At 65.5% G+C, this 21,453-nt stretch carries 18 protein-coding genes and 1 pseudogene; 4 read left to right on the forward strand and 15 right to left on the reverse strand.

The genetic code is table 11. The annotated features are described in order from the left end of the window. The 6 genes and pseudogenes from K5Q19_RS13355 to K5Q19_RS13380 all read right to left on the reverse strand — a co-directional run. The coding region (locus K5Q19_RS13355; RefSeq protein ID WP_067908815.1) for a nuclear transport factor 2 family protein at positions 1 to 332 on the reverse strand (332 nt) is incomplete at its 3' end. After that, complete coding sequence (locus K5Q19_RS13360) at positions 329 to 1,540, reverse strand: NADH-quinone oxidoreductase subunit D (protein WP_292946003.1); 1,212 nt, start codon at positions 1,538 to 1,540, stop codon at positions 329 to 331. The genes K5Q19_RS13360 and K5Q19_RS13355, both read right to left, overlap by 4 nt. A gap of 17 nt (positions 1,541 to 1,557) precedes the next feature. Next, a pseudogene (locus tag K5Q19_RS13365) lies at positions 1,558 to 2,169 on the reverse strand (NADH-quinone oxidoreductase subunit C); the annotation flags it as partial. 13 nt (positions 2,170 to 2,182) lie between these two features. Next, positions 2,183 to 2,740, reverse strand: a complete 558-nt coding sequence (locus K5Q19_RS13370; RefSeq protein ID WP_292946006.1) for an NADH-quinone oxidoreductase subunit B — start codon at positions 2,738 to 2,740, stop codon at positions 2,183 to 2,185. Beyond that, the gene (locus tag K5Q19_RS13375) at positions 2,737 to 3,111 is read right to left on the reverse strand and encodes an NADH-quinone oxidoreductase subunit A (RefSeq protein WP_292946051.1); all 375 of its coding nucleotides are present in this window, start codon (positions 3,109 to 3,111) and stop codon (positions 2,737 to 2,739) included. Before K5Q19_RS13375 ends, K5Q19_RS13370 begins: the two co-directional genes overlap by 4 nt. A 198-nt stretch (positions 3,112 to 3,309) precedes the next feature. After that, positions 3,310 to 4,059, reverse strand: coding sequence for an A24 family peptidase (locus K5Q19_RS13380; RefSeq protein ID WP_292946008.1), 750 nt, complete (start codon positions 4,057 to 4,059; stop codon positions 3,310 to 3,312). A 121-nt stretch (positions 4,060 to 4,180) separates the two neighbouring features. Between K5Q19_RS13380 and K5Q19_RS13385 the strand changes: the two genes are divergently transcribed. Beyond that, positions 4,181 to 5,377, forward strand: coding sequence for an acetyl-CoA C-acyltransferase (locus K5Q19_RS13385; protein ID WP_292946011.1), 1,197 nt, complete (start codon positions 4,181 to 4,183; stop codon positions 5,375 to 5,377). 34 nt (positions 5,378 to 5,411) lie between these two features. On the opposite strand, the gene K5Q19_RS13390 is transcribed toward K5Q19_RS13385, so the two are convergent. After that, on the reverse strand, positions 5,412 to 5,882 hold the full coding sequence (locus K5Q19_RS13390) for an SH3 domain-containing protein (RefSeq protein WP_292946014.1): 471 nt from the start codon (positions 5,880 to 5,882) through the stop codon (positions 5,412 to 5,414). A gap of 105 nt (positions 5,883 to 5,987) precedes the next feature. Here K5Q19_RS13390 and K5Q19_RS13395 point away from each other — a divergent pair, with 105 nt between their 5' ends. Then, positions 5,988 to 7,016 (forward strand): D-glycerate dehydrogenase, encoded by a 1,029-nt coding sequence (locus K5Q19_RS13395; protein ID WP_292946017.1) that lies wholly within the window; start codon positions 5,988 to 5,990, stop codon positions 7,014 to 7,016. Positions 7,017 to 7,050: 34 nt separating this feature from the next. Next, positions 7,051 to 8,358, forward strand: coding sequence for an ammonium transporter (locus K5Q19_RS13400; protein ID WP_292946020.1), 1,308 nt, complete (start codon positions 7,051 to 7,053; stop codon positions 8,356 to 8,358). Positions 8,359 to 8,853: 495 nt separating this feature from the next. Here the strand turns inward: K5Q19_RS13400 and K5Q19_RS13405 are convergent, their stop codons facing one another. The 7 genes from K5Q19_RS13405 to K5Q19_RS13435 form a co-directional block, all read right to left on the reverse strand. Beyond that, the gene (locus tag K5Q19_RS13405) at positions 8,854 to 9,561 is read right to left on the reverse strand and encodes an alpha/beta fold hydrolase (protein ID WP_292946023.1); all 708 of its coding nucleotides are present in this window, start codon (positions 9,559 to 9,561) and stop codon (positions 8,854 to 8,856) included. Positions 9,562 to 9,565: 4 nt separating this feature from the next. After that, complete coding sequence (locus K5Q19_RS13410; RefSeq protein ID WP_292946026.1) at positions 9,566 to 10,975, reverse strand: nitronate monooxygenase; 1,410 nt, start codon at positions 10,973 to 10,975, stop codon at positions 9,566 to 9,568. Between the two features lie 9 nt (positions 10,976 to 10,984). Then, the gene (locus K5Q19_RS13415; protein ID WP_292946029.1) at positions 10,985 to 11,734 is read right to left on the reverse strand and encodes a class I SAM-dependent methyltransferase; all 750 of its coding nucleotides are present in this window, start codon (positions 11,732 to 11,734) and stop codon (positions 10,985 to 10,987) included. Further along, positions 11,731 to 12,858: a peptide chain release factor 2 gene (gene prfB, locus K5Q19_RS13420; RefSeq protein WP_292946032.1), complete on the reverse strand. Its 1,128-nt coding sequence runs from the start codon at positions 12,856 to 12,858 to the stop codon at positions 11,731 to 11,733. Before prfB ends, K5Q19_RS13415 begins: the two co-directional genes overlap by 4 nt. A 121-nt stretch (positions 12,859 to 12,979) precedes the next feature. After that, the gene (locus K5Q19_RS13425) at positions 12,980 to 13,522 is read right to left on the reverse strand and encodes a peroxiredoxin (RefSeq protein WP_292946035.1); all 543 of its coding nucleotides are present in this window, start codon (positions 13,520 to 13,522) and stop codon (positions 12,980 to 12,982) included. A 118-nt stretch (positions 13,523 to 13,640) separates the two neighbouring features. After that, positions 13,641 to 16,169 carry a transglycosylase domain-containing protein gene (locus K5Q19_RS13430; protein ID WP_292946038.1) on the reverse strand — a complete coding sequence of 843 codons (2,529 nt, stop codon included), beginning with the start codon at positions 16,167 to 16,169 and terminating at the stop codon, positions 13,641 to 13,643. A 49-nt stretch (positions 16,170 to 16,218) separates the two neighbouring features. After that, complete coding sequence (locus K5Q19_RS13435) at positions 16,219 to 17,091, reverse strand: N-acetylmuramoyl-L-alanine amidase (RefSeq protein WP_292946041.1); 873 nt, start codon at positions 17,089 to 17,091, stop codon at positions 16,219 to 16,221. 642 nt (positions 17,092 to 17,733) lie between these two features. Between K5Q19_RS13435 and K5Q19_RS13440 the strand changes: the two genes are divergently transcribed. After that, positions 17,734 to 20,574, forward strand: coding sequence for a ribonuclease E/G (locus K5Q19_RS13440; RefSeq protein ID WP_292946044.1), 2,841 nt, complete (start codon positions 17,734 to 17,736; stop codon positions 20,572 to 20,574). Positions 20,575 to 20,658: 84 nt separating this feature from the next. On the opposite strand, the gene K5Q19_RS13445 is transcribed toward K5Q19_RS13440, so the two are convergent. Continuing rightward, complete coding sequence (locus K5Q19_RS13445) at positions 20,659 to 21,291, reverse strand: class I SAM-dependent methyltransferase (protein WP_292946053.1); 633 nt, start codon at positions 21,289 to 21,291, stop codon at positions 20,659 to 20,661. Positions 21,292 to 21,453: the final 162 nt, after the last annotated feature.

Below are 21,453 nucleotides of genomic sequence, written 5' to 3' on the forward strand. Positions count from 1 at the left end.
CAGCGAATGAACTCCACGCGGGCGCACTTGTCGCCCTCGAAACTGTAGATCGTGAGCACCTCGAACGGCTCCGCCGCCGCCGAACGCCGCACCAACTCATGCAGCACGACATATTCGCCCAGCTCGTAGGCCTTGACGATCTCGGCGCGGTTCTCGGGGAACTCGGCGAACATCTTTTTCAGACCTTCGCGCGTGCCTTCCTTGCCTTCACGCACCACCGTACCGCGATAGCCCGCCTCGCAGGCATCGTCGGTCATATAGGACACATAAAGGTCCGCATCCTGCGCGTTGTAGGCCTCGATCATGGCCGTGGCGGTGGCGAGCTTGCTCACCGGTCACACTCCCCGAACACCACATCGATCGCGCCCAGAATGGCGGTCGCGTCGGGCAGCATGTGCCCCTTCGACATGAAGTCCATCGCCTGCAGGTGGCTAAAGGCCGTCGGGCGGATCTTGCAGCGGTAGGGCTTGTTCGAGCCGTCCGAAACCAGATAGACGCCGAACTCGCCCTTGGGGCTTTCGGTCGCGACGTAGACTTCGCCCGCCGGCACGTGGAAGCCTTCGGTGTAGAGCTTGAAGTGATGGATCAGCGCTTCCATCGATTGCTTCATCTCGCCGCGCTTGGGCGGCACGACCTTGCGGTCGGTGCTCGAAATCGGCCCTTCCGGCATTTCGGCCAGGCACTGCTTCATGATGCGCGCGGACTGGCGCACTTCCTCGACGCGGACCATGAACCGGTCGTAGCAGTCCGAACGCGTGCCCACCGGGATCTCGAAGTCCATGCGGTCATAGACGTCGTAGGGCTGGCTCTTGCGCAGATCCCACGGAATGCCCGCCGCGCGGATCATCGGGCCGGAAAAGCCCCAGGCAATCGCGTCCTCGCGGCTCACCACCGCGATATCGACATTGCGCTGCTTGAAGATGCGGTTGTCGACCACGAGGCTCATCGCGTCCTCGAACAGTTGCGGCAGGCGCGTATCGAGCCAGTCGGCGATGTCGGTCAGCAGCTTGAGCGGCACGTCCTGATGCACGCCGCCGGGGCGGAACCACGCCGCATGCATGCGCGCGCCCGAAGCGCGTTCGAAGAAGTTGAGGCAATCCTCGCGGATTTCGAACAGCCACAGGTTCGGCGTCATCGCGCCGACATCCATGACGTGGCTGCCGAGGTTCAGCATGTGGTTGCAGATGCGCGTCAGCTCGGCAAACAGCACCCTCAGATACTGCGCCCTGAGCGGCACTTCGATGTTCAGCAGCTTCTCAATCGCCAGCACATAGGAGTGCTCCATCGCCAGCGGCGAGCAGTAGTCCAGCCGGTCGAAATAGGGCAGCGCCTGCAGATAGGTCTTGTGCTCGATCAGCTTCTCGGTGCCGCGGTGGAGCAGGCCGACATGCGGATCGATGCGCTCGATGATCTCGCCGTCGAGCTCCATCACCATGCGCAGCACGCCGTGCGCCGCCGGGTGCTGCGGGCCGAAGTTGATCGTGTAGTTGGTGATGACCTCGTCGCCGGTCGTCGGCGACTGTTCAAGGCTCAGGCTCATGGCTTGCCCCCCTCACCGGCTTTTTCGTCGCCCGGCAGCACGTATTCGGCGCCTTCCCACGGGCTCATGAAATCGAATTGCCGCAGGTCCTGCGCCAGCTCGACCTTCTCGTAGACGACGCGCTTGTCCTCTTCGGAATAGCGCAGCTCGACATAGCCGGTCAGCGGGAAGTCCTTGCGGAACGGATGGCCCTGGAAGCCGTAGTCCGTCAGGATGCGGCGCAAGTCCGGGTGCCCGGCGAAGAGCACGCCGTACATGTCGTAGACCTCGCGCTCGTACCAGCCGGCGTTGGGCCAAAGCACCGTCGCCGTCGGCACCGGAGTCGCCTCGTCGGTCGAGACCTTGACGATCAGGCGGTGGTTCTTCGTCAGCGAAAGCAGGCAGTAGACCACCTCGAAGCGCTCGGGCCGCGAGGGATAGTCCGCGCCCGCGATGTCCATCAGCTGCTGGTATTCATGGGTATCGCGCAGCGCCCGCAGCACCTCGACGATCCGCTCGCGCACGACATGGATGACGATCTCGCCATGCTGCTCGCGCGCCGAAATCACGTCAGCGCCAAGCGCGCCGCTCAGTGTTTCCAGCACGCCGTCAAAGGGAGCGTAGCGGGGGGCGGAATGAAGCACGGTCATTTCGGCAGCCCTCTCAACGCTCGATCGTGCCGACGCGGCGGATCTTCCGCTGCAGCTGCATCACGCCATAAAGCAGCGCCTCGGCAGTCGGCGGACAGCCAGGGACATAGATATCAACCGGCACGATGCGATCACAGCCGCGCACCACCGAATAGCTGTAGTGATAATAGCCGCCGCCATTGGCGCACGACCCCATCGAGATCACATACTTGGGGTCCGACATCTGGTCGTAGACCTTGCGCAGCGCCGGGGCCATCTTGTTGCACAGCGTGCCGGCCACGATCATCACGTCCGACTGGCGCGGCGAAGCGCGCGGGGCAACGCCGAAGCGCTCCATGTCATAACGCGGCATGTTCACGTGGATCATCTCCACCGCGCAGCAGGCAAGCCCGAAGGTCATCCACCACAGCGAGCCGGTGCGCGCCCACTGGAACAGCTCCTCGGTCGAAGTGACGAGGAAGCCCTTGTCGGAAACTTCGGCATTCAGGCTGTCGAAGAAAGCGGCGTCGGGCGCGGACGGCATGTCAGCCGCCGTCGCCGGGATGATCGATGAGGACGTCATATTGCTCATTCCCAATCCAGCGCGCCCTTCTTCCAGGCGTAGATGAAGCCGATGATCAGCTCGAACAGGAACACCATCATCGTGCCCCACCCGGCCCAGCCGCTTTCCTTCAGGCTCACCGCCCAGGGAAACAGGAACGCCGCTTCAAGGTCGAAGATGATGAACAGGATCGCGACGAGGTAGAACCGCACGTCGAACTGGCTCCGCGGGTCCTCGAACGCAGGGAAGCCGCATTCATACTCGCTGAGCTTCTCGGCATTGGGGTTGTGCGCCCCGGTGAGCCGCGAAACGCCCATCGGCAGGAACACGAACACGCACGAAAGCGCGAGCGCGATGCCGAGGAAGATGAGGATCGGCAGATAGTGCGCGAGATAGGGCAGTTGCTCGGCCAAAGGATTGACTCGCCTGTTTCTATGTCGTGGGCGCCCTAGTCCCGGCAGGCCTTGTGCGCAAGTGCGGCATGGCCCGATGAGGCTCAAAATCCAAGCTTTTATCTGTGGAAGGCCCGCAATCTCGCAGTTTTCCGCGCCCTTTGGCACTGCATACGAATGATTGCTGAATGATAGTGATTTGCAGTATCATAGTCCCTGCCACAGAAACACCGACCAGGCCGCCACCGCCAGCAAGGTTCCGAGTGGCAGCATCGTATCGGGTCTCACCTCCCGGCCGGCGCGCCACAACACGGCAGCCACCGCCAGCCCGCCAAGGCTCGCCACCAGCAAAGTGTGGATCACCCCCAGCGGTCCAAGCCACAGCCCGATGGCGCCCAGCAGCGGCGGATCACCTCCGCCCAGCCCCTCCTGCCCGCGCCAGGCGAGATATCCCTGCCCCAGTAGCCACAGCGCCGCGAACCCGAACACGCCGCCGACCATCGACTGGACAAGAATCATCACGTCATCGGCCCAATAGCCCATGACCAGCGCAAACAGCGCGCCAGTGGCGCCCAGCAGCGCCGAAAGCTGGCGCGGCAGCCACATGTGGCGCAAGTCCAGCATGGCCAGCAGCAGCAATTGCCAGCCCAGCAGCATCGCCCAGACCGGGAAGTAGCTCAGCATCACGGCAATCGCGCCGATCGCTGCCCCGCCCAGCTCCGCCGCCAACTGCCAGCGATCGATCGCAGAGCCGCATTCGCGGCACTTGCCGCCCTGGATCACCCACGAAAGCACCGGCACCAGTTCGAGAGGCTCCAGTTCCTTGTCGCAGGTATCGCAAGCCGAACGGGCTGCCACCAGCGGCCGCCCGTCCGGCATCCGGATCAGAACGACACCGAGGAAGCTCCCGATCACCGCGCCGAGCACCATCGCGCCAAGGATGAACACGATCAGCATGCCCACGGACCTTGCATTGCTTTGCGTCTCACCCCGCGAATTGAATTCGTCATTCCCGAGGGCTACATGCAAAGCAGTAACCGGGGCCTGGCGCGGTCCCATAGCACAGGAAAAGTTTCCAATGGCCCAATTCTCTGCTGCCGATCCGGTTGTCATCCTCTCCTTCGCGCGCACCCCGATGGGCGCGATGCAAGGCGCGCTGTCCGATGTCCCTGCCACCCAACTCGGCGCGACCGCCGTCAAGGCCGCAGTCGAGCGCGCCGGCATAGCGGGCGATAAGGTCGACCGCGTCTACATGGGCTGCGTGCTGCCCGCCGGCCTCGGTCAGGCTCCGGCGCGCCAGGCCGCGATCCATGCCGGGCTGCCGACTTCAGTGCAGGCGACCACCGTCAACAAGGTCTGCGGCTCGGGCATGCAGGCCATGATCATGGGCGCCGAGGCGCTCGCTTCGGGCTCCATCGACATGGTCGTCGCGGGCGGCATGGAAAGCATGACGAACGCACCCTACCTCCTCAAGAAGCACCGCTCGGGCGCGCGCATCGGCCATGATACGGCCTATGACCATATGTTCCTCGATGGCCTCGAAGATGCCTATGAGGCAGGCCGCGCGATGGGCACTTTCGCGCAGGATACCGCCAACGAATACCAGCTCACGCGCGAGCAGCAGGACGCCTACGCCATCGAATCCCTCCGCCGTGCGCAGACCGCGATTGCCGAAGGCGCCTTCGTCGCCGAAATCGCGCCGGTAAAGGTCGTCAGCCGCGCCGGTGAGACCGTGATCGATACCGACGAGGCTCCCGGCAAGGGCAAGCCGGACAAGATCCCTGCCCTCAAGCCCGCCTTCGCCAAGGACGGCACGATCACCGCCGCCACTTCGTCCTCGATCTCCGACGGCGCCGCCGCGCTGGTGCTGACGCGTGAGAGTGTCGCCGCCGCCGATGGTCTCACCCCTGTCGCCCGCGTCGTCGCCATGGCCGCCCATGCGCAGGCGCCCAAGGACTTCACCACCGCCCCCGTCGGCGCCATCACCAAGCTGCTGGACCGCGCCGGGTGGAGCGTCGGCGATGTCGATCTGTTCGAAGTGAACGAGGCTTTCGCCTGCGTCGCCATGTTCGCGATGCACGATCTCGGCATCAGCCACGAGAAGATCAACGTCCACGGCGGCGCCACCGCGCTTGGTCACCCCATCGGCGCTTCGGGCGCGCGCATCGTCACCACGCTGATCGGCGCGCTCCAGCGCCACGGCAAGAAGCGCGGCGTCGCCAGCCTCTGCATCGGCGGCGGCGAAGCGACGGCGGTCGCGATCGAACTGGTCTAAGCAAGAATCCGGAGGGGCCTGCGGAAGCGGGCCCCTATTCCGCGCCCCAAACCGCGGTCTTGGCTACAAACCCGCGCCGGCCAGCGATATCGAATTTGCACCAGGCCGGCCCGCATTCGCCAAGCGTGCCCGTCACGCCGGGCTCCGCGCGCCACAGCAACCGTCCGCCGCCATCCGAATTCTCGCGGATTTCCGCCACGGCGCCCTTCACCGTCGCGGTGCGCGTGCGCGTCAGGAACTGTGCCAGCATCCATCCCCGCGCGCCGTCGATATCCTCGACCAGCCGCCAGCCGCCGATCGAGCGCAGCACCTTCATCGGTAGCCCCGCGCGCACATAGACCCAGCTGATGCGGTATTCGCGCCCCGGGCCCACGCGCAGGTTGGCCGGCTGGCCGCGCAGCGAGGCCCAGTAGGGGCCATTCTCGTCATCCGCCGCGCGCGCCGGCGCGGCCACCAGCACCGACAGCAGCATCAGGAACGCAAATCGCTTTCCGGGCAGTCCCACGCTCAAGCTTCCTCCATCATCGCCGCACCGTCTGCGATACAGCATTCGTCGAACCGGGCAACCGGGTGCTTGACCGGGAGCAGCGAGGCGGCATAGCGATAGGCCATGTCCGCGACAGCTCACAGCTCCGACTACCGGCCCACCCGCCGGATCGAAGGCCGCCCCCGCGTCTTCGTCACCCGCCGCCTGCTGCCCGAGACCGAGGCGCGCATGGCCGAGCTGTTCGACGTGACGCTGAACCCGGATGACCGCCCGCTCTCGCAGGAAGAAATCCGTGCCGCGATGCAGGAAGCGCACGTCCTCGTCCCCACCGTCACGGACCGCATCGACGCAGACCTCATCGCTTCCGCCGGCCCGCAGCTCGGCCTCATCGCCAGCTTCGGCGCCGGCACCGATCACATCGACCTGTCGGCGGCTCGTGCGCGGAAAATCCTCGTGACGAACACCCCCGGCGTGTTCACCGACGATACGGCGGACATGACGATGTCGCTCATCATCGCCGTCTCGCGCCGCCTTGCCGAAGGCGGCCGCGTGATCCGCTCGGGCGATTGGGCTGGCTGGGCGCCGTCCACGCTCCTTGGCCACCGTATCAGTGGCAAGCGCCTCGGCATCATCGGCATGGGCCGCATCGGTCAGGCGGTCGCCCACCGCGCCCGCGCCTTCGGGCTGGACATCGTCTACCACAACCGCCAGCGCCTTCCCGAAGCGTTCGAGCGGATGGTCGGCGCACGCTACGAAGCCGACATCGATACCCTCGTGCGCGAGGCGGATATCGTCACGCTGCACTGCCCCTCCACGCCCGAAACGCACCTCCTGATGGACGCGCGACGCATCGCGCTGATGAAGCCCGAGGCCTACCTCGTGAACACCACGCGCGGCGATGTGGTGGACGAGAACGCGCTGATCGAGGCGCTGCAGGCTGGTCGCATCGGCGGGGCCGGGCTCGATGTCTTCGCGCACGAACCGAAGATCGATCCGCGCCTCCTCGCGCTCGGCAATGTCTCGCTCCTCCCGCACATGGGCAGCGCAACTTTCGAGGGGCGCACGGCTTCTGGCGACAAGGTTATTGCCAATATCCGTTTCTGGGCCGATGGGCATCGTCCGCCCGATCAGGTCCTCGAAGGCTGGGCATAAGAACACGAACGAGTCGCGTGGGGGAGAGTTCGGAATGAAGAAGGTCTTGGCGGTGGCGCTTGCCGTCAGCGCGCTTGTGCTGCCCGCGCTTGGCCATGCCCAGGCCGCCGAGGCTGTCGACGCCGCCGATAGCGGCGATACCGCATGGCTGCTGACGTCCTGCGCGCTTGTCCTCCTGATGACGCTGCCCGGCCTGACATTGTTCTATGGCGGCCTCGTCCGCGCCAAGGGCTTCCTCGCCGTCGCCATCCAGATCGGCGCCATTGCCGCGATCACCTCGCTGCTGTGGATCGTGGTCGGCTACACGCTCGCCTTCGGCCCGGTCTCGAGCGGCTGGCTGGGCGGCGGCTCGGTCTGGATGCTCGGCCAGCTCGGCAATGTGCGCGAAGGCACGCTCGTTCCCGAAAGCGCCTACGCTCTGTTCCAGATGATGTTTGCCGCGATCACCCCGGCGCTCATGGTCGGCGCCTGGGTCGATCGCGCCCGTTTCGGCTGGGTCGTCGCGTTCTCGGCACTATGGAGCCTGATCGTCTATGCCCCCGTCGCGCACTGGGTCTGGGGCGGTGGCTGGCTTTCCAGCCGCCTTGGCACGATGGATTTTGCCGGCGGCATTGTTGTCCACGCCACCGCAGGCGTTTCCGCGATGGTCGTGGCGCTGCTGCTCGGCAAGCGCACCGGCTTCCCCAAGACGCAGATGATGCCGCATTCGCCCGCGCTTACGATGATCGGCGCGGCCATGCTGTGGGTCGGCTGGTTCGGCTTCAATGGCGGCTCTGCGCTCACCGCCACGGATGACGCCGCCTCTGCCATCATCAACACCCACGCCGCCGCCTGTGCCGCAGCTCTCGCATGGCTCGCCATCGAAAAGATCAGCATCGGCAAGCCGACTTCGGTGGGCTTTGCCACTGGCGCGGTCGCGGGCCTTGCCACGGTCACCCCCGCCGCAGGATACATCGCCCCCGGCGCGGCCATCCTGTTCGGCCTTGCCGCAGCGCTGGTCTGCTACCCGATGATCCTGCTGGTGAAGCGCCGCATCGAGATCGACGATTCGCTCGATGTCTTCGCCGTTCATGGCGTGGGCGGAATCGTGGGTTCGATCCTGCTCGCGGTTTTCCTCGAACCGTCGCTCGGCGGCACCGGCTATGCCGAAGGCATGGGCCTTTTCCGCCAGATCTTCGCGCAGGCCGCCGGCGTCGGCGCCGTCGCCGCCTGGAGCGCACTCGGCACCGTCATCTGCGCCCTCGCGGTCGCCATGGTGATCCCGATGCGCGTGACCGAGGACGAGGAACGCGAAGGCCTCGACCTCACCAGCCACGGCGAACGCGCGTGGGAGTTCGAATGAAATAAAGGCCGACGCAAAGGCCGACCCGGCAGCGTCAGCCAAAAAGCCGTTCAGCGTCCCGCATTGGATGGCCCAGGACATGAACCAGATGGTGCATTTTCCGGCTCACGAAGTGTCGCTCTCTCGCCGGCATCTCGTGGAGTGTGGTCACGAGAATGCCGCACCACAGCAGCAGCGAAAGTGGTAATGCAAACAAGAGTCCTCGGAACAAGCGTGAGGTATTCATGGCAGCCTCGCAGGTGAAGTCCCTTCTCTAGCATGGCAAACTTGCCAGCACCTGAACCCGCCGGACGGCCCCGCAAACCTGCTGCAGAAAAGTCGCAAGGGATCAGGCTGCAACGATCCCGCTCCGGAACGCCCGCCCCGATCAACGCGTCGCTTCGAATGCAACGCGGCCGGAGCCTCGAACCGAGCCTCGGAAAGGCTTTGACAGCAAAGCTGCGCCGACTGTCGCTTTGCCAGGGTCTTTGATGGTCTCCTGATTGAGGCAGGAGGTTACCCCAATTCCTCGCGCAGCAAGCCCAGTACCGCCGCCACTGCACCGCGCACGCTGGCCATTTCGAAGTGCTTGAACGGCACCTCGATCACCCGGTCCGCCTGCCCCGCCTCACCCGCGGCGCAAGCCGGAGCGACGATTCCGTCGCGCCTTGACCAGACCGCAATCGTCCGCACCGGCGGCTTCACTCCAGGGTCCTCGGGAAAGGGCGGTTCATCAACCGTATGATCGTTGAGCGCCTCGTAAACGCGCCAGGCATTGTTTGCCCGTCGGTCTCCGGAAAAGGGCGAACCCAGCGTTATCACCAGCCGGCAGGCATCCGGGTGCCGCTGCGCCAGCACCCGCGCAAACAGGCCGCCAAGGCTCCAGCCGATCAGCACAACCGGTTTGCCCGTGCGCGCGGCAAGATCGCACAGCTGCGCTTCAAGACGGGCGATCTGCGCGGGCCGGGCACCGGTGTTGAGGCCCTGCCCCCATCCCTCGACAACGAACCCGGCCGTACGCAGCGAATTGCGCAGCAGGGCAGTCGAGCGGTCGTTGGAAAGCAGCCCCGGCACCACGATGACCGGCTGCCCGCGCCCGAACGGCGGCACCACGACCGGGCGGCGGAAAGGCGCGGTCTGTATCTGCGGCAGGGCAAGGAATTCCAGCGCCCAGCGCCAGCGTGGCGGCGCCCCGGTGCGGGGCGGGCCAGGATGAGCCCGCACTGCCTCAGTCCCCCGTCAGGATGCGGTCCACCAGTTGCTTCACGGTGGGCGTGAAGTTGTTGGAATAGAACGGGTCCTGCTTGAACCGATAGGCGGCGCGGCCGGCAAACATCAGGTTCTGGTCAACCGGTCCGCCGTGCGCAATGTCCTGCAATGTCTTCTGGATGCAGAAGCTGCGCGGATCGGCGAGGCGCCCGGTGGTGTAGTCGTCGTGGTCCTTCCACGAGGAGAACCCGCAGTGCGAGAGGCAGCCCATGCAGTCCTTCTGGTCCTGCTGGATTTCCTCGCGCTCCGTCGTTGTCACGAACACGATGGTATCGTCGGGCGTGCGCAGCGCATGGGTAAAGCCCGCCCCGAACCATGTCCGCGCGCGGTCGCGGTCTGCCGGGGTCACCCAGAAGTTCTTGCCCTTGACGCCCACGTCGAGCTGCACGGTGTGCTCGCCTGCCGCAACCTTGGAATAGGGAATCTGCCGTTCGGAGCGGGCAACGAGCGTCTGCAGGAACGGGTTGAGCACGGCAGAGGAATAGAACCCTGTCGGCGAGAAGCGGTGCAGCAGCACATCACCCGGATCAAGCGTGCGCAGGTGGTCCTTCCACCCTTGCGGGATCGGGCTTTCCTGAGTCAGCAGCGGCCGGGTGCCGAACTGGAAGGCAATGCTGCCAAGCTCGTCATTGTCGATCCAGTTGTCCCACTCGCGCAGGAACCACACGCCGCCGGCCATCACGATCGGCACACTGTCTGGCACGCCTTCGGTGCGCATCACTTCGCGCAGCACTTTCACGCGCGGGTACGGGTCTTCGGGCTTCTTCGGGTCTTCGGCGTTGGAAAGGCCGTTGTGCCCGCCTGCCAGCCAAGGATCTTCATAGACCACCGCGCCGAGCAGTTCGGGGACCTTGTGGTAAGCCCGCTTCCACAGCGCGCGGAAGGCGCGGCCCGAGGACACGATGGGCAGATAGTTCACCGCATGGCGCGCGGCGATTTCGGCCAGCTTGTAGGGCATGCCCGCGCCGCAAGTGACGCCCGCCACGAGGCCGCGGGTCTTCTCCAGCACGCCTTCGAGGATCGGCTGCGCACCGCCCATTTCCCACAGGACGTTGATATTGATCGCGCCCTTGCCGCTCGCCAGATCATAGGCGCGCTTTACCTGCTCGACCGCGCCGTCGATGCCGTAGCGGATCAGCTGCTCGTGACGTTCCCTGCGCGTGAGCTGCTCGTAGACCTGCGGAATGATCTTGCCAGTCGCGTCATAGCTGTCGGCATTCACCGCGCTGACCGTGCCGATCCCGCCCGCAGCGGCCCATGCGCCCGAGCTCATGTGATTGGTCGCCGCCACACCCTTGCCGCCCTCGACCAGAGGCCACACTTCGCGGCCGCCATACAGGATCGGCTTCAAACCTTTGAACGCAGACATCGTCTTCCCTTAGAGACCCCCAACCTTGCCAGCGGAGCCATTGGCACCGGCGTGGCACGATCGCATCTTGCTCGGCTCAGGCGGCCCGCTGCCCGCAGGTACGAACTGAGCATAATAGCCTGACAGATCCGGCTTACGGCGAAACGCGGTCAAGCGAAAGCCCGCTGTCTCGAATTCGCAAAAAAGCAGCGCGGGCGGCGTTCCGTGCTGGTCGGTCGACCGGTCCGCATCGACGACGACGACCGACCCGCCGGGCTTGAGCGCCGGCCAGAGCCGCCACAGGAACGGATAGGGCTCGGCAATCTCGTGGTACATGTGGATCATGAACACGCGGTCGAAGCTCTTTGGCGGCAGACCAGGATCATCGGTTGCGCCCTGCTTGATCGATACCGAGGTGAGTTGTTCGCGCTCGATCCGCGCGCCGAGCCGGCCCAGCGCGCCCTCGTCGATATCCTGCGCCAGCACGCGCCCCTTCGCGCCCACCCGCGCGGCCAGCCGCACCGTGTAGTACCCCTCGCCCGCGCCGATATCGGCAACGGTCATGCCCGGGGCCACCCCTGCCTCGTCCATCACGCTCGTCGCCTCGCCCTTCCTGTCGCGCAGTTCCTCGTTCGACCACTGCGTCGAGACGACTTTGGCCACCGGTCGGTCGGCCCGGGGAAACGCGCGGTTCTGCGGTGCACGGTCGGTGTCTCCCGCATCGGCGCGGCAGGCCGCCAAAGACAGCAGTCCCGCCCAAACGACGAAGCGCGTGCTCAATCGTCGTCTTCCACGGTGACCTTCTCGCCCGTCACCCGCTGCGCCAGCGCCGCAGCCATGAATGGATCGAGCGCGCCATCGAGCACATCGGTCGGATTGGTGCTGACCACGCCCGTGCGCAGGTCCTTCACCTGCTGATAGGGCTGCAGCACATAGGAGCGGATCTGGTGCCCCCAGCCGATCTCGGTCTTGGCGGCATATTCGCCGCTCGCCGCAGCCTCGCGCTTGGCGAGTTCGGCCTCATAGAGCCGCGCCTTCAGCATCCCCATCGCGGTCGCGCGGTTCTTGTGCTGGCTGCGGTCGATCTGGCTCGCCACGATGATGCCCGAAGGCACGTGCGTGATGCGCACCGCCGAGTCGGTGGTATTCACGTGCTGCCCGCCTGCTCCGGACGCGCGGTAGGTATCGATCTTGAGGTCGGCCGGATTGATCTCGATCTCGATATTGTCGTCGATCTCGGGATAGACCCAGACCGAACTGAACGAGGTGTGCCGCCGCGCCGAGCTGTCATAGGGGCTGATCCGCACCAGCCGATGCACGCCGCTCTCGGTCTTGGCATAGCCGTAGGCGTTCTCGCCCTTGATCAGCAGCGTCGCCGACTTGATCCCCGCCGCTTCGCCCGCGTGATAATCGAGCAGATCGACCTTGAACCCATGCCGCTCCGCCCAGCGCGTATACATCCGCTGCAGCATTTCGGCCCAGTCCTGGCTTTCGGTGCCGCCGGCGCCTGCATGAACTTCGAGGAACGCGTTGGACCCGTCCGCCTCGCCCGCCAGCAGCGCCTGGACCTTGTCGGCATCCGCGCGCTCGGCCAGCGCCGCCAGCGTGGCGAGCCCTTCGGCCACCGTCGCGTCATCGCCTTCCATCTCGCCCAGCTCGACGAATTCGATCGCATCGGCCATTTCGGCGCCGATCTCGTTCACCGCGCCGATCGAGGCTTCCAGCCGCCGCCGCTCGCGCATCACCGCTTCGGCCTGCTTGGGATCATCCCACAGCTTCGGATCTTCAACCCGCGCGTTGAGTTCATCGAGCCGGCGGACAGCGCGGTCCCAGTCAAGGAACTTGCGCACCAGCCGCAGCGCGGCCTCGATGCGGTCGATATGGGCCTGCCCTTCGGCACGCATGACGTGTCTCACTCCAGATTGCGGGAGCCCTACCGCTGAACGCAGCGGCATGGCTTACGAACCGAGCCGCTTAGCGAAGCAGCGCGCCTTGTAAAGAGGCGCCGGTGGCCCGGCTACGCCGTCAACCCTTCTTGAGCTTCTTCACGGCCTCAAGCGTGAGCTTCACGTGGTCCTTGTAGTCCATATCCGAATGGACCATCACGATCCTGCCGTTCTTCGCGATCACATAGCTCGTGCGCTTGGTCAGACCGCTGGAGACGCCCGCCACCTTGAGCGACACATCATAGGCCTTGATCACGTCCTTGGTGGCGGCTGCCACAGCGAACTTGTCGCGGCATTCGGCGGTGGAAAACTTCTGCAAGGTCGGCAGATCGTCGTTCGACATGCCCAGTACGGTTGCACCCGCCTTCGCGAAATCGCCCGTCGCTTCGGCAAAGGCATGCGCCTCCATCGTGCAGCCCGAGGTGAACGCCTTGGGGTAGAAATAGAGCACGACCGGCCCCTTCGCCAGCATCGCCTTGAGGCTCACCTTCATCGGCTTGCCGGCAAGGGCGCCCATCGTCGTGAAATCGGGCGCAACCGCGCCTTGCGCAAGTTCCGCGTTGGCCGAAGCGGGGACAAGAAGGGCGAGCGCCGCAGCAGCGGCAAGAGCATGCTTGATCATGGGCAGGAGCCTATCAGCAAGAATGCGGAGCGGGAACCGGCAAATGGTGCAGGAAAATGGGGACTGTCCCCCTTTTTCTCGGGGACTGTCCCCATTTTCCTGCGAGCCTGGCGCAGCCTCAGTAGATCCCGCCCTTGTCCTCGACAAAGTCGCCCTCTTCCACCGGCACATCCTCGCCTGCAGCCTCGCCCTTTGCCGCCCGCGCCTTGCGGATCGCCTCGAGCACCGCTTCCTTGAGCGTCTGGTCCTCGGGCCGGAAAGTGCGCGTCGGCTCGCTGTTGGGCTTGAACGCTTCCCAGATCACCGAGGCTTGGCGCACATAATCCTCGGGCGTCCCGCCGAATACCTGCCGTCCGGTCACCCGGTCGATCTTCACCATGCGGATGCCTTCGGGGACGGTAAACGGCGTATCGCTCCAGCGTTTGCGCGTCAGCTGCACGAAGTCCTTGAAGATCGGCGCCGCAATCCGGCCGCCCTGGGCATAGCCGCCAAGGCTGCGCGGCTGGTCATAACCAAGATAAAGTGCGCTCACGATATCGGTCGAGCCGCCGGCAAACCACACGTTGGTCGGGCCGCTGGTCGTGCCCGTCTTGCCGAACAGAGGCAGCTTGAGATCAGCCAGCGTCAGCGCCGTGCCGCGCACCACCACGCCTTCCAGCATATGCACCACCTGATAGGCGGTGCGCGGGTCGATCACCTGCTTGCCGGTCGGCTTCATCCGCGGCATCGGCTTGCCATCCCATTGCGCCATGTTGCAGCCCGAGCAATCGCGGTTGTCCGCCTTCCAGATCACTTTGCCGTCGCGGTTCTGCACATAGTCGATCAGCGTCTGTTCGTGCTGGCGGCCATGATTGGCAAGCGCGGCATAGGCATTGGCTATCTTCGCCGCGGTCGTATCGCCCGCACCCAGCGCCATCGAAAGGTAAGGCTGGTAGTCCCCGATCCCGACACCCTTGATCGTGCGGACCACCTTGTCCATGCCCACATCGTTGGCAATGCGCACCGTCATCAGGTTGCGCGATTGCTCAAGGCCCCAGCGCATCGTGTGGCTGCCCGATCCGCCTTCATTGCCGAAGTTGCGGAAGCATTTCTGCCCCAGCGCCGCACCCTGATAGACGCAGAACGTGCCATCGAGGATCATCGAGGCCGGCGTCATCCCGTTGTCGAGCGCGGTCGCATAGACGAACGGCTTGATTGTCGATCCGGGCTGACGCACTGCCTGCGTCGCGCGGTTGAACGAGCCGAGGCGCGCATCAAACCCGCCCTGCATGGCGAGCACGCGCCCGCTCTGCGGATCTTCCACCACCATGCCGCCGGAAACCTCAGGGATCACCCGCACCGCCCAGCCGCCGCCCGAAGGCGCCGCCGCGATCACATCGCCCGCCTTCATCGCCTGCGGCATCGCCCATAGCGGCCCGGTGCTGCCATCGGCAAAGCCGATCCGCCCGTCATTCCCCCGCCGGGACAGCACCACGCCGATGCGCCAGTCCTGATAGCGGATCGAAAGATTGCTGGTGATCAGTTCGGCTTGCCAGTTCCCCGATACGTCGAGCTTGGCGATCGGTCCGCTCCACGCCCGCCCGCCGCTGAACCGCAGCAGGCCGTTGCGCAGTGCCGCCTGCGCCGCCGTCTGAAGCTCGGCATCGAGCGACGTGCGCACCCACAGGCCGCCCGCGTAGACGCTGTTGGGGCCGTTGTCGGCATTCTCGCCAAACTTGTCGATCAACTGGCGCCGCACTTCCTCGAGGAAATAGCCCGCATCCGCCGTAAAGTTTTCAGACCGCCGTGGCACGAGGCCGAGCGGCTGCGCCTTGGCTTCGGCCGCCTCGGCAGAGGTCGCCCAGCCGTTCTTGACCATCTGGTCGAGCACATAAGCCCGCCGTTCGAGCGCCTTTCCGGCAAACTTGGCGCGGCCATAAGTTTCCGGTGCCTTGGGCAGAATCGCCAGGAAGGCGACTTCATGCAGCTTGAGGTCGCCTACGTCCTTGTCGAAATAGGCCCGCGCCGCCGCCTGCACGCCGAAGCTCTGCCGCCCAAGCGGGATCTCGTTGAGATAGAGTTCCAGGATCTGCTGCTTGGTCAGCACGCTCTCGATGCGCCGCGCGAGGATCATTTCCTTGAGCTTGCGCGTCACTGAATATTCGTTGCCGATCAGGATGTTCTTGGCAACCTGCTGGGTAATGGTCGAGCCGCCGCGCGCGCGCTCGCCCGATCCAAACTTCAGCGTGTAGTCCACCATCGCGCCGATCAGGCCGGTAATGTCGACTCCGCCGTGGCTGAAGAACGACTTGTCTTCCGCCGAAAGAAACGCGTGGATCAGCGGCTCGGGAAAGTCGACATAGCGCAATTGCACCCGCCGCTCGCGCGCATAGCTGGAGACGATCTCGCCGTCATTGCCGCGCACCATCGTCGGCAGTGGCGGCTGATAGGTCAGGAGCTTGTCTGCCGAGGGCAGCGTGCGGATCACCGTGACCCACAGGATCGCATACAGCACCGCCAGCACGCCCAGCGCATAGCCAGCGCGACGCACCCAGACTTGCGAGCGCCAGAGTTCCCGCGCCCGGCCCAGAATGCCGGCTGCATTGCGCTCGATGCGCCAACGCACCGAAGTGCCATCGCTGCCGGGAAGGTTGGGATCATTCGCCATCTGGGGCGGGCCTTAGCATGGCCTTTTGCGGGAATGCCAGTGGCCAGCGTCAGGGAAGGGCCGAGGCGACATTGGTCCGCGCAAGATAGATCTCGATTGCCGAAGCCACCGCCCCGGCAAAGTCCTTGCGCCAGCCCGGATTGGCCAGCGCGCTCGCATCGTCGGGAGAGCTGATGTAGCCCGCCTCGATCAGCGCGGAGGGCAGGTCGAGCGACTTGAGCACCACGAACGCCGCCTCGCGTTCCGGGTCGGTGTGGAAGCGCACCTTGCCCTGACCCTCACGCAGGACAAGCGCGGCAAAGGCCTTGGATCGCTCGCGCATCTCGCGCTGCGAGAGGCTGACCAGAATTGCCGTCACGCTGTCCGACTTGCCGCCAAGTTCGACGCCGTTAACCGTGTCCGCCTTGTTTTCCCGCCGCGCGACCGCATCGGCAATCGCGTCCGAGCCACGGTCGGACAGCGTGTAGACCGTCGCCCCGGTCGCGTCGGGGGATTCCGAGGCATCGGCATGGATCGATAGGAAAAGATCGGCCTTGAGCCGACGGGCAATGCCCGAGCGTTCCTCCAGCGCCAGAAAGCGGTCATTGTCACGCGTCAGTGCCACGCGCACGCGGCCATCCGCCAGCAGCGCATCGCGCAGCGCCAGTGCGAGCGTGAGCGTGATCGCCTTCTCGCGCTGGCCGCGCTGCCCGCTGGCGCCGGGATCGTGTCCGCCATGCCCGGCATCGATCACCACCAGCGGCCGGCTTGCATCGGCAGGCCCGTCGATCCGGGGCAGTCCGATCTGCGCCGCGCCCGATGGCAAGGCGATCCGGATGACGTTGGCAGGAATACCGGCAGGCTTGGCGAAGGACAGAGCTACAAGGATCGCCGCTGCCGTCATGACGGCCAACGCCACACCCAGCACCACCCATATCAGCACACGCCCTCTCATGGCTCGCGGCTATGCAATGCAGACTGCCGGGCGGTCCAGCAGGAATTGTTACGCGTTCCACCGGAGAGCCACCGGACCGCAGCTTTCCTGTCATGGTTTTAATTGCTGGTTGGCAAATCCGGTGCTAGCAGTGCCAATCTGGAACGAGCCCGGATCGGCCTCGGCTCCGCCCCCGCACCGTGTTGCAGTGCCACCGCGCGCATCGCAGATTGACGGGACAAGGCGTTGCCCTGGAACGGTTTTTGCCCGAACCTGAAGTACCAGCGAAGAGGCACCGGGCAAGCCCAGCTTCTTTCGCGCCAGAGGTTGATGTCTTGATGGAAATCCGTGCAACGTTCGAGCCGAGGAGCCCCGCAGGGGCCCGCACAGGCTTGGCGTGCATCGGTCCGTGCCAGTCGCCACGGACCATCCTCGGGGCAGACACGCACCAACCGCCGCCGGGCGGCGAGCGCATCGGGCACGCAAAAGCGGCCTTTCCCGCGCTCCGAACCGGCAAATCCGCATTCGCGAAACGCCTTCATGCCGTCCCGGTCGCAACCGGGCCCGGCCATCATGGCTATCGCGCTTTCACATTGAACCGCGCCCAGAACCCGGGTTCACCCCCGTGGCCGCGCGGCTGGAGACTTTATAATGACCACGCGCATGCTGATCGATGCGCGCCACCAGGAAGAAACCCGGGTGGCGGTGCTCAATGGCAACCGGATTGAAGAGTTCGATTTTGAATCTGCCGATCACAAGCAGATCAAGGGCAACATCTATCTCGCCAAGGTAACCCGCGTCGAACCGTCGCTGCAGGCGGCATTCGTCGATTTTGGCGGCAATCGCCACGGCTTCCTCGCCTTCAGCGAAATCCATCCCGATTACTACCAGATCCCCAAGGAAGACCGCGAGCGTCTCCTTGCTGAGGAAGCCGCCCACGCCGAGGAAGAAGCCGCGCTGCGCGCCGCTGACGAGGCCGAAGGTGACGAACTCGACGAATTTGACGATCAGGGGGATGGCGGCGACGACCGTTACGATTACGACGGCGACGAAGGCGTCACCGAAGTCGATACCTCGGAGAAGGATGAAGTTGCCACGATCGAGGGCGGCGTTGTCGAAAATGGCTTTGAAGACAATGAATTAGCCGAAGACGCTGAAGGCGATACGCGCGAAGATGGCGAAGAAGACGAAGGCGGCCGCTCGCGCCGTCCCCGTCGCCAGCGCGCTCCGCGTGCCCAGGCGCGTGAGGCCGACGATCTGCGCGCCCGCCGCATGGCGCTGCGCCGCCGCTACAAGATCCAGGACGTGATCCAGCGCCGCCAGGTGCTCCTCGTCCAGGTCGTCAAGGAAGAGCGCGGCAACAAGGGCGCCGCCCTCACCACCTACCTCAGCCTCGCCGGCCGCTACTGCGTGCTGATGCCGAACTCGAGCCATGGCGGCGGCATCAGCCGCAAGATCAACTCGGCCGCTGACCGCAAGCGCGTCAAGTCGATCATGGCCGAGCTCGAGCTGCCCCGCACGATGAGCTGCATCGTGCGCACCGCCGGTCTCCAGCGCACCAAGCCCGAGATCAAGCGCGACTTCGACTACCTTGCCCGCCTGTGGGACGAGATCCGCGAACGCACCCTGAAGTCCTCCGCGCCCGCGCTGATCCATTCGGATAGCGACCTCATCAAGCGCGCGATCCGCGACATCTACAACCGCGACATCGAGGAAGTCGTTGTCGAGGGCGAGCATGGCTACCGCGCGGCCAAGGACTTCATGAAGCTGCTGATGCCCAGCCACGCCAAGCGGGTAAAGCAGTACGCCGATCCGGTGCCGCTGTTCCAGCGCTATGGCGCCGAGGACCAGCTCACCGCAATGTACGATCCGGTCGTCCAGCTGAAGAGCGGCGGCTACCTGGTAATCAACCCGACCGAGGCGCTCGTCTCGATCGACATCAACTCGGGCCGCTCGACCAAGGAGCACGGGATCGAGGCGACCGCGGTCAGCACCAACCTTGAAGCTGCACGCGAAATCGCCCGCCAGCTGCGCCTGCGCGACATGGCCGGGCTGGTGGTGATCGACTTCATCGACATGGAGTACGGCTCCAACGTCCGCAAGGTCGAGAAGGCCATGAAGGACGCGCTGCGCAACGACCGCGCGCGCATTCAGGTCGGCCGCATCTCAGGCTTCGGTCTGATGGAAATGAGCCGCCAGCGCCTGCGCACCGGCGTGCTTGAAGCCACGACCCGCGCCTGCCCGCACTGCGACGGCTCGGGCCTCGTGCGCACGGCCTCCTCGGCAGGCCTTTCGGCGCTGCGCATGATCGAGGACGAGGCAGCCAAGGGCAAGGGCACGATCATCACGCTCTATGCCAGCCAGGAAGCCGCAATCTACGTGCTCAATGCCAAGCGCGCCGATCTTGCAGAGATCGAGATGCGCTATGGCGTGACGGTCGAGGTGATCCCCGAAGGCGAGAACGAAGGCGCCAAGATGCGCGTCGCCTCGCGCGGGCCCAAGCCCTCGTTCGTGCCGCGCTTCGAACCGATCATCGAACCGGAAACGGACACCGATGAGGACGAAGATTACGGCGACGACGAAGACGCCGAGGCTCAGGACGAGCCGCGGAGCGAACGCCGCGAGCGTGATGAGGGCGATGGCGAAGGCGGTCGGCGCAAGCGCCGCAAGCGCCGTCGGGGCCGTGGCCGTGATCGCGATGGCAACGAAATCGCCCCGTCGGCCGCCAACGAAGGCGAAGGCGGTGAAGCTGAAGGTGACGACGAAGGCGATGAGGACGGCGAGCGCAGCGAAGGCGGCGAGCGCACCGAGGATCGCAATGACGAGCGCGGCCCACGCAAGCGCCGCCGCCGTGGTCGTCGTCGGCGTGGTGGCCGTGGTGACGGCGAAGCGCAAGGCGGTGAGACGCAGGGCAACGAAGCGGACGGTGACGAGGCTCAGGCCGGCGATGCCCCCGGCGACGAAGCTGCCGAACCTGTCGAGGCACCCGCTCCGGCCGAGGCCGCCGAGGAAGCTCCTGCCAAGCCGCGCCGCTCGCGTCGCCGCAAGGTGGATGCCGAGCCGGTTGAAGCTGACGCAGAGGCCCCGGCCTCCGAGCCTGCTGCCGAGCCGGTAGCGGTCGAGGTCGAGGTCGTGGCCGAAGCCGAGGCCCCCGCCAAGCCCAAGCGCTCGCGCCGCAAGAAGGCCGATGCCGCCGAAGCGGAAACGCCGGTCGCGGAGGCCGTCGCCGAGGCGCCTGCGGCTGAGCCAGCGGCGGAAGTCGAAGCGGAAACCCCCGCCAAGCCCAAGCGCTCGCGCCGCAAGAAGAGCGATTCGCCCGAGGCTGAGGCCCCCGCTGCGCCTGCAGAGGAAGCGCTTGCCCCGGAGCCCGCACCGGAAGCGGCAGTTGAAGCGCCGTCGCCCGATGCAGTGCCGGCAAACGAGACTGCTCCGGCTGACGACAAGCCGAGCGAGCCGCGTCGCGGCTGGTGGCAGCGTACTTTCGGCGCCTGAACCAGACCAGTCAGGCACGGAAACACGAAGGCCCTCCCCGGTACCGCACCGGGGAGGGCCTTTCGTTTGGGGCCGGGCGCCGTTTCAGGCGAGGCGCGTTGCGGTGCCCCATTCCATCCACGCTGCCCAGCGAGGATTGCCGGGCAGATAGCCTTTGCCGATCGGCTCAACTTCAAAGCCGGCATGCCGCACGGCTGCCGTCACTGGCCGCGTCAGATGGCAGCCACCGGCAATCGGTTTCCAGAATGGCTCGATCCGCTGCTGCCAGCGCTGGACGTCCTCATCAGGTGCGCTGCCGTGCTCGAGGAACAGGAATTGCCCGCCCGGCTTCAGGATACGGCGCATTTCAGAGAGTACGCGCTGCGGATCGCTCACCGAGCACAGGGTGTAAGTGCATACCACTGTGTCGAAACTCTCGCTGGCAAAGGGAATCGCCTCGCCCACGCCGTGGCGGATATCCGCCGCCCAGCCCTTCTTCGCCGCTTCCGCACGCGCGAAATCGAGCAATTTGTCCGATGGATCGATCCCCGCGAACGACGTCACCGCGCCTTTGTCATAGAACTGCTGGTTGTAGCCGCCGCCGCAGCCGATCTCGAACACCGCGCCGCGTGCCTTGGGCACGACCTGCCCGCGCAACTCCATGATCCCGTCCGCGCCGCAGCACGTGCGGATCAGCCGGGGCACCATGTGCCGATCCCAGAATGCCTTGAAACCCATCGCCACTCACCCTCTCCTGCCGTCTGGCGCTGTTGTTGCACGCCCCGGCGCAAGGCGACAAGCGCTTCGACATGGCGTTTCACCGAGTGTCAACACCGGGATAAAAACGGGCCAGGCACCGGTTTAAAAAGGGGCCAGTTGGGTTGAATAAAAAGCCCCATG

Source organism: Novosphingobium sp. (assembly GCF_019748365.1).
In the GTDB taxonomy this organism is placed as follows: Bacteria; Pseudomonadota; Alphaproteobacteria; order Sphingomonadales; family Sphingomonadaceae; genus Novosphingobium.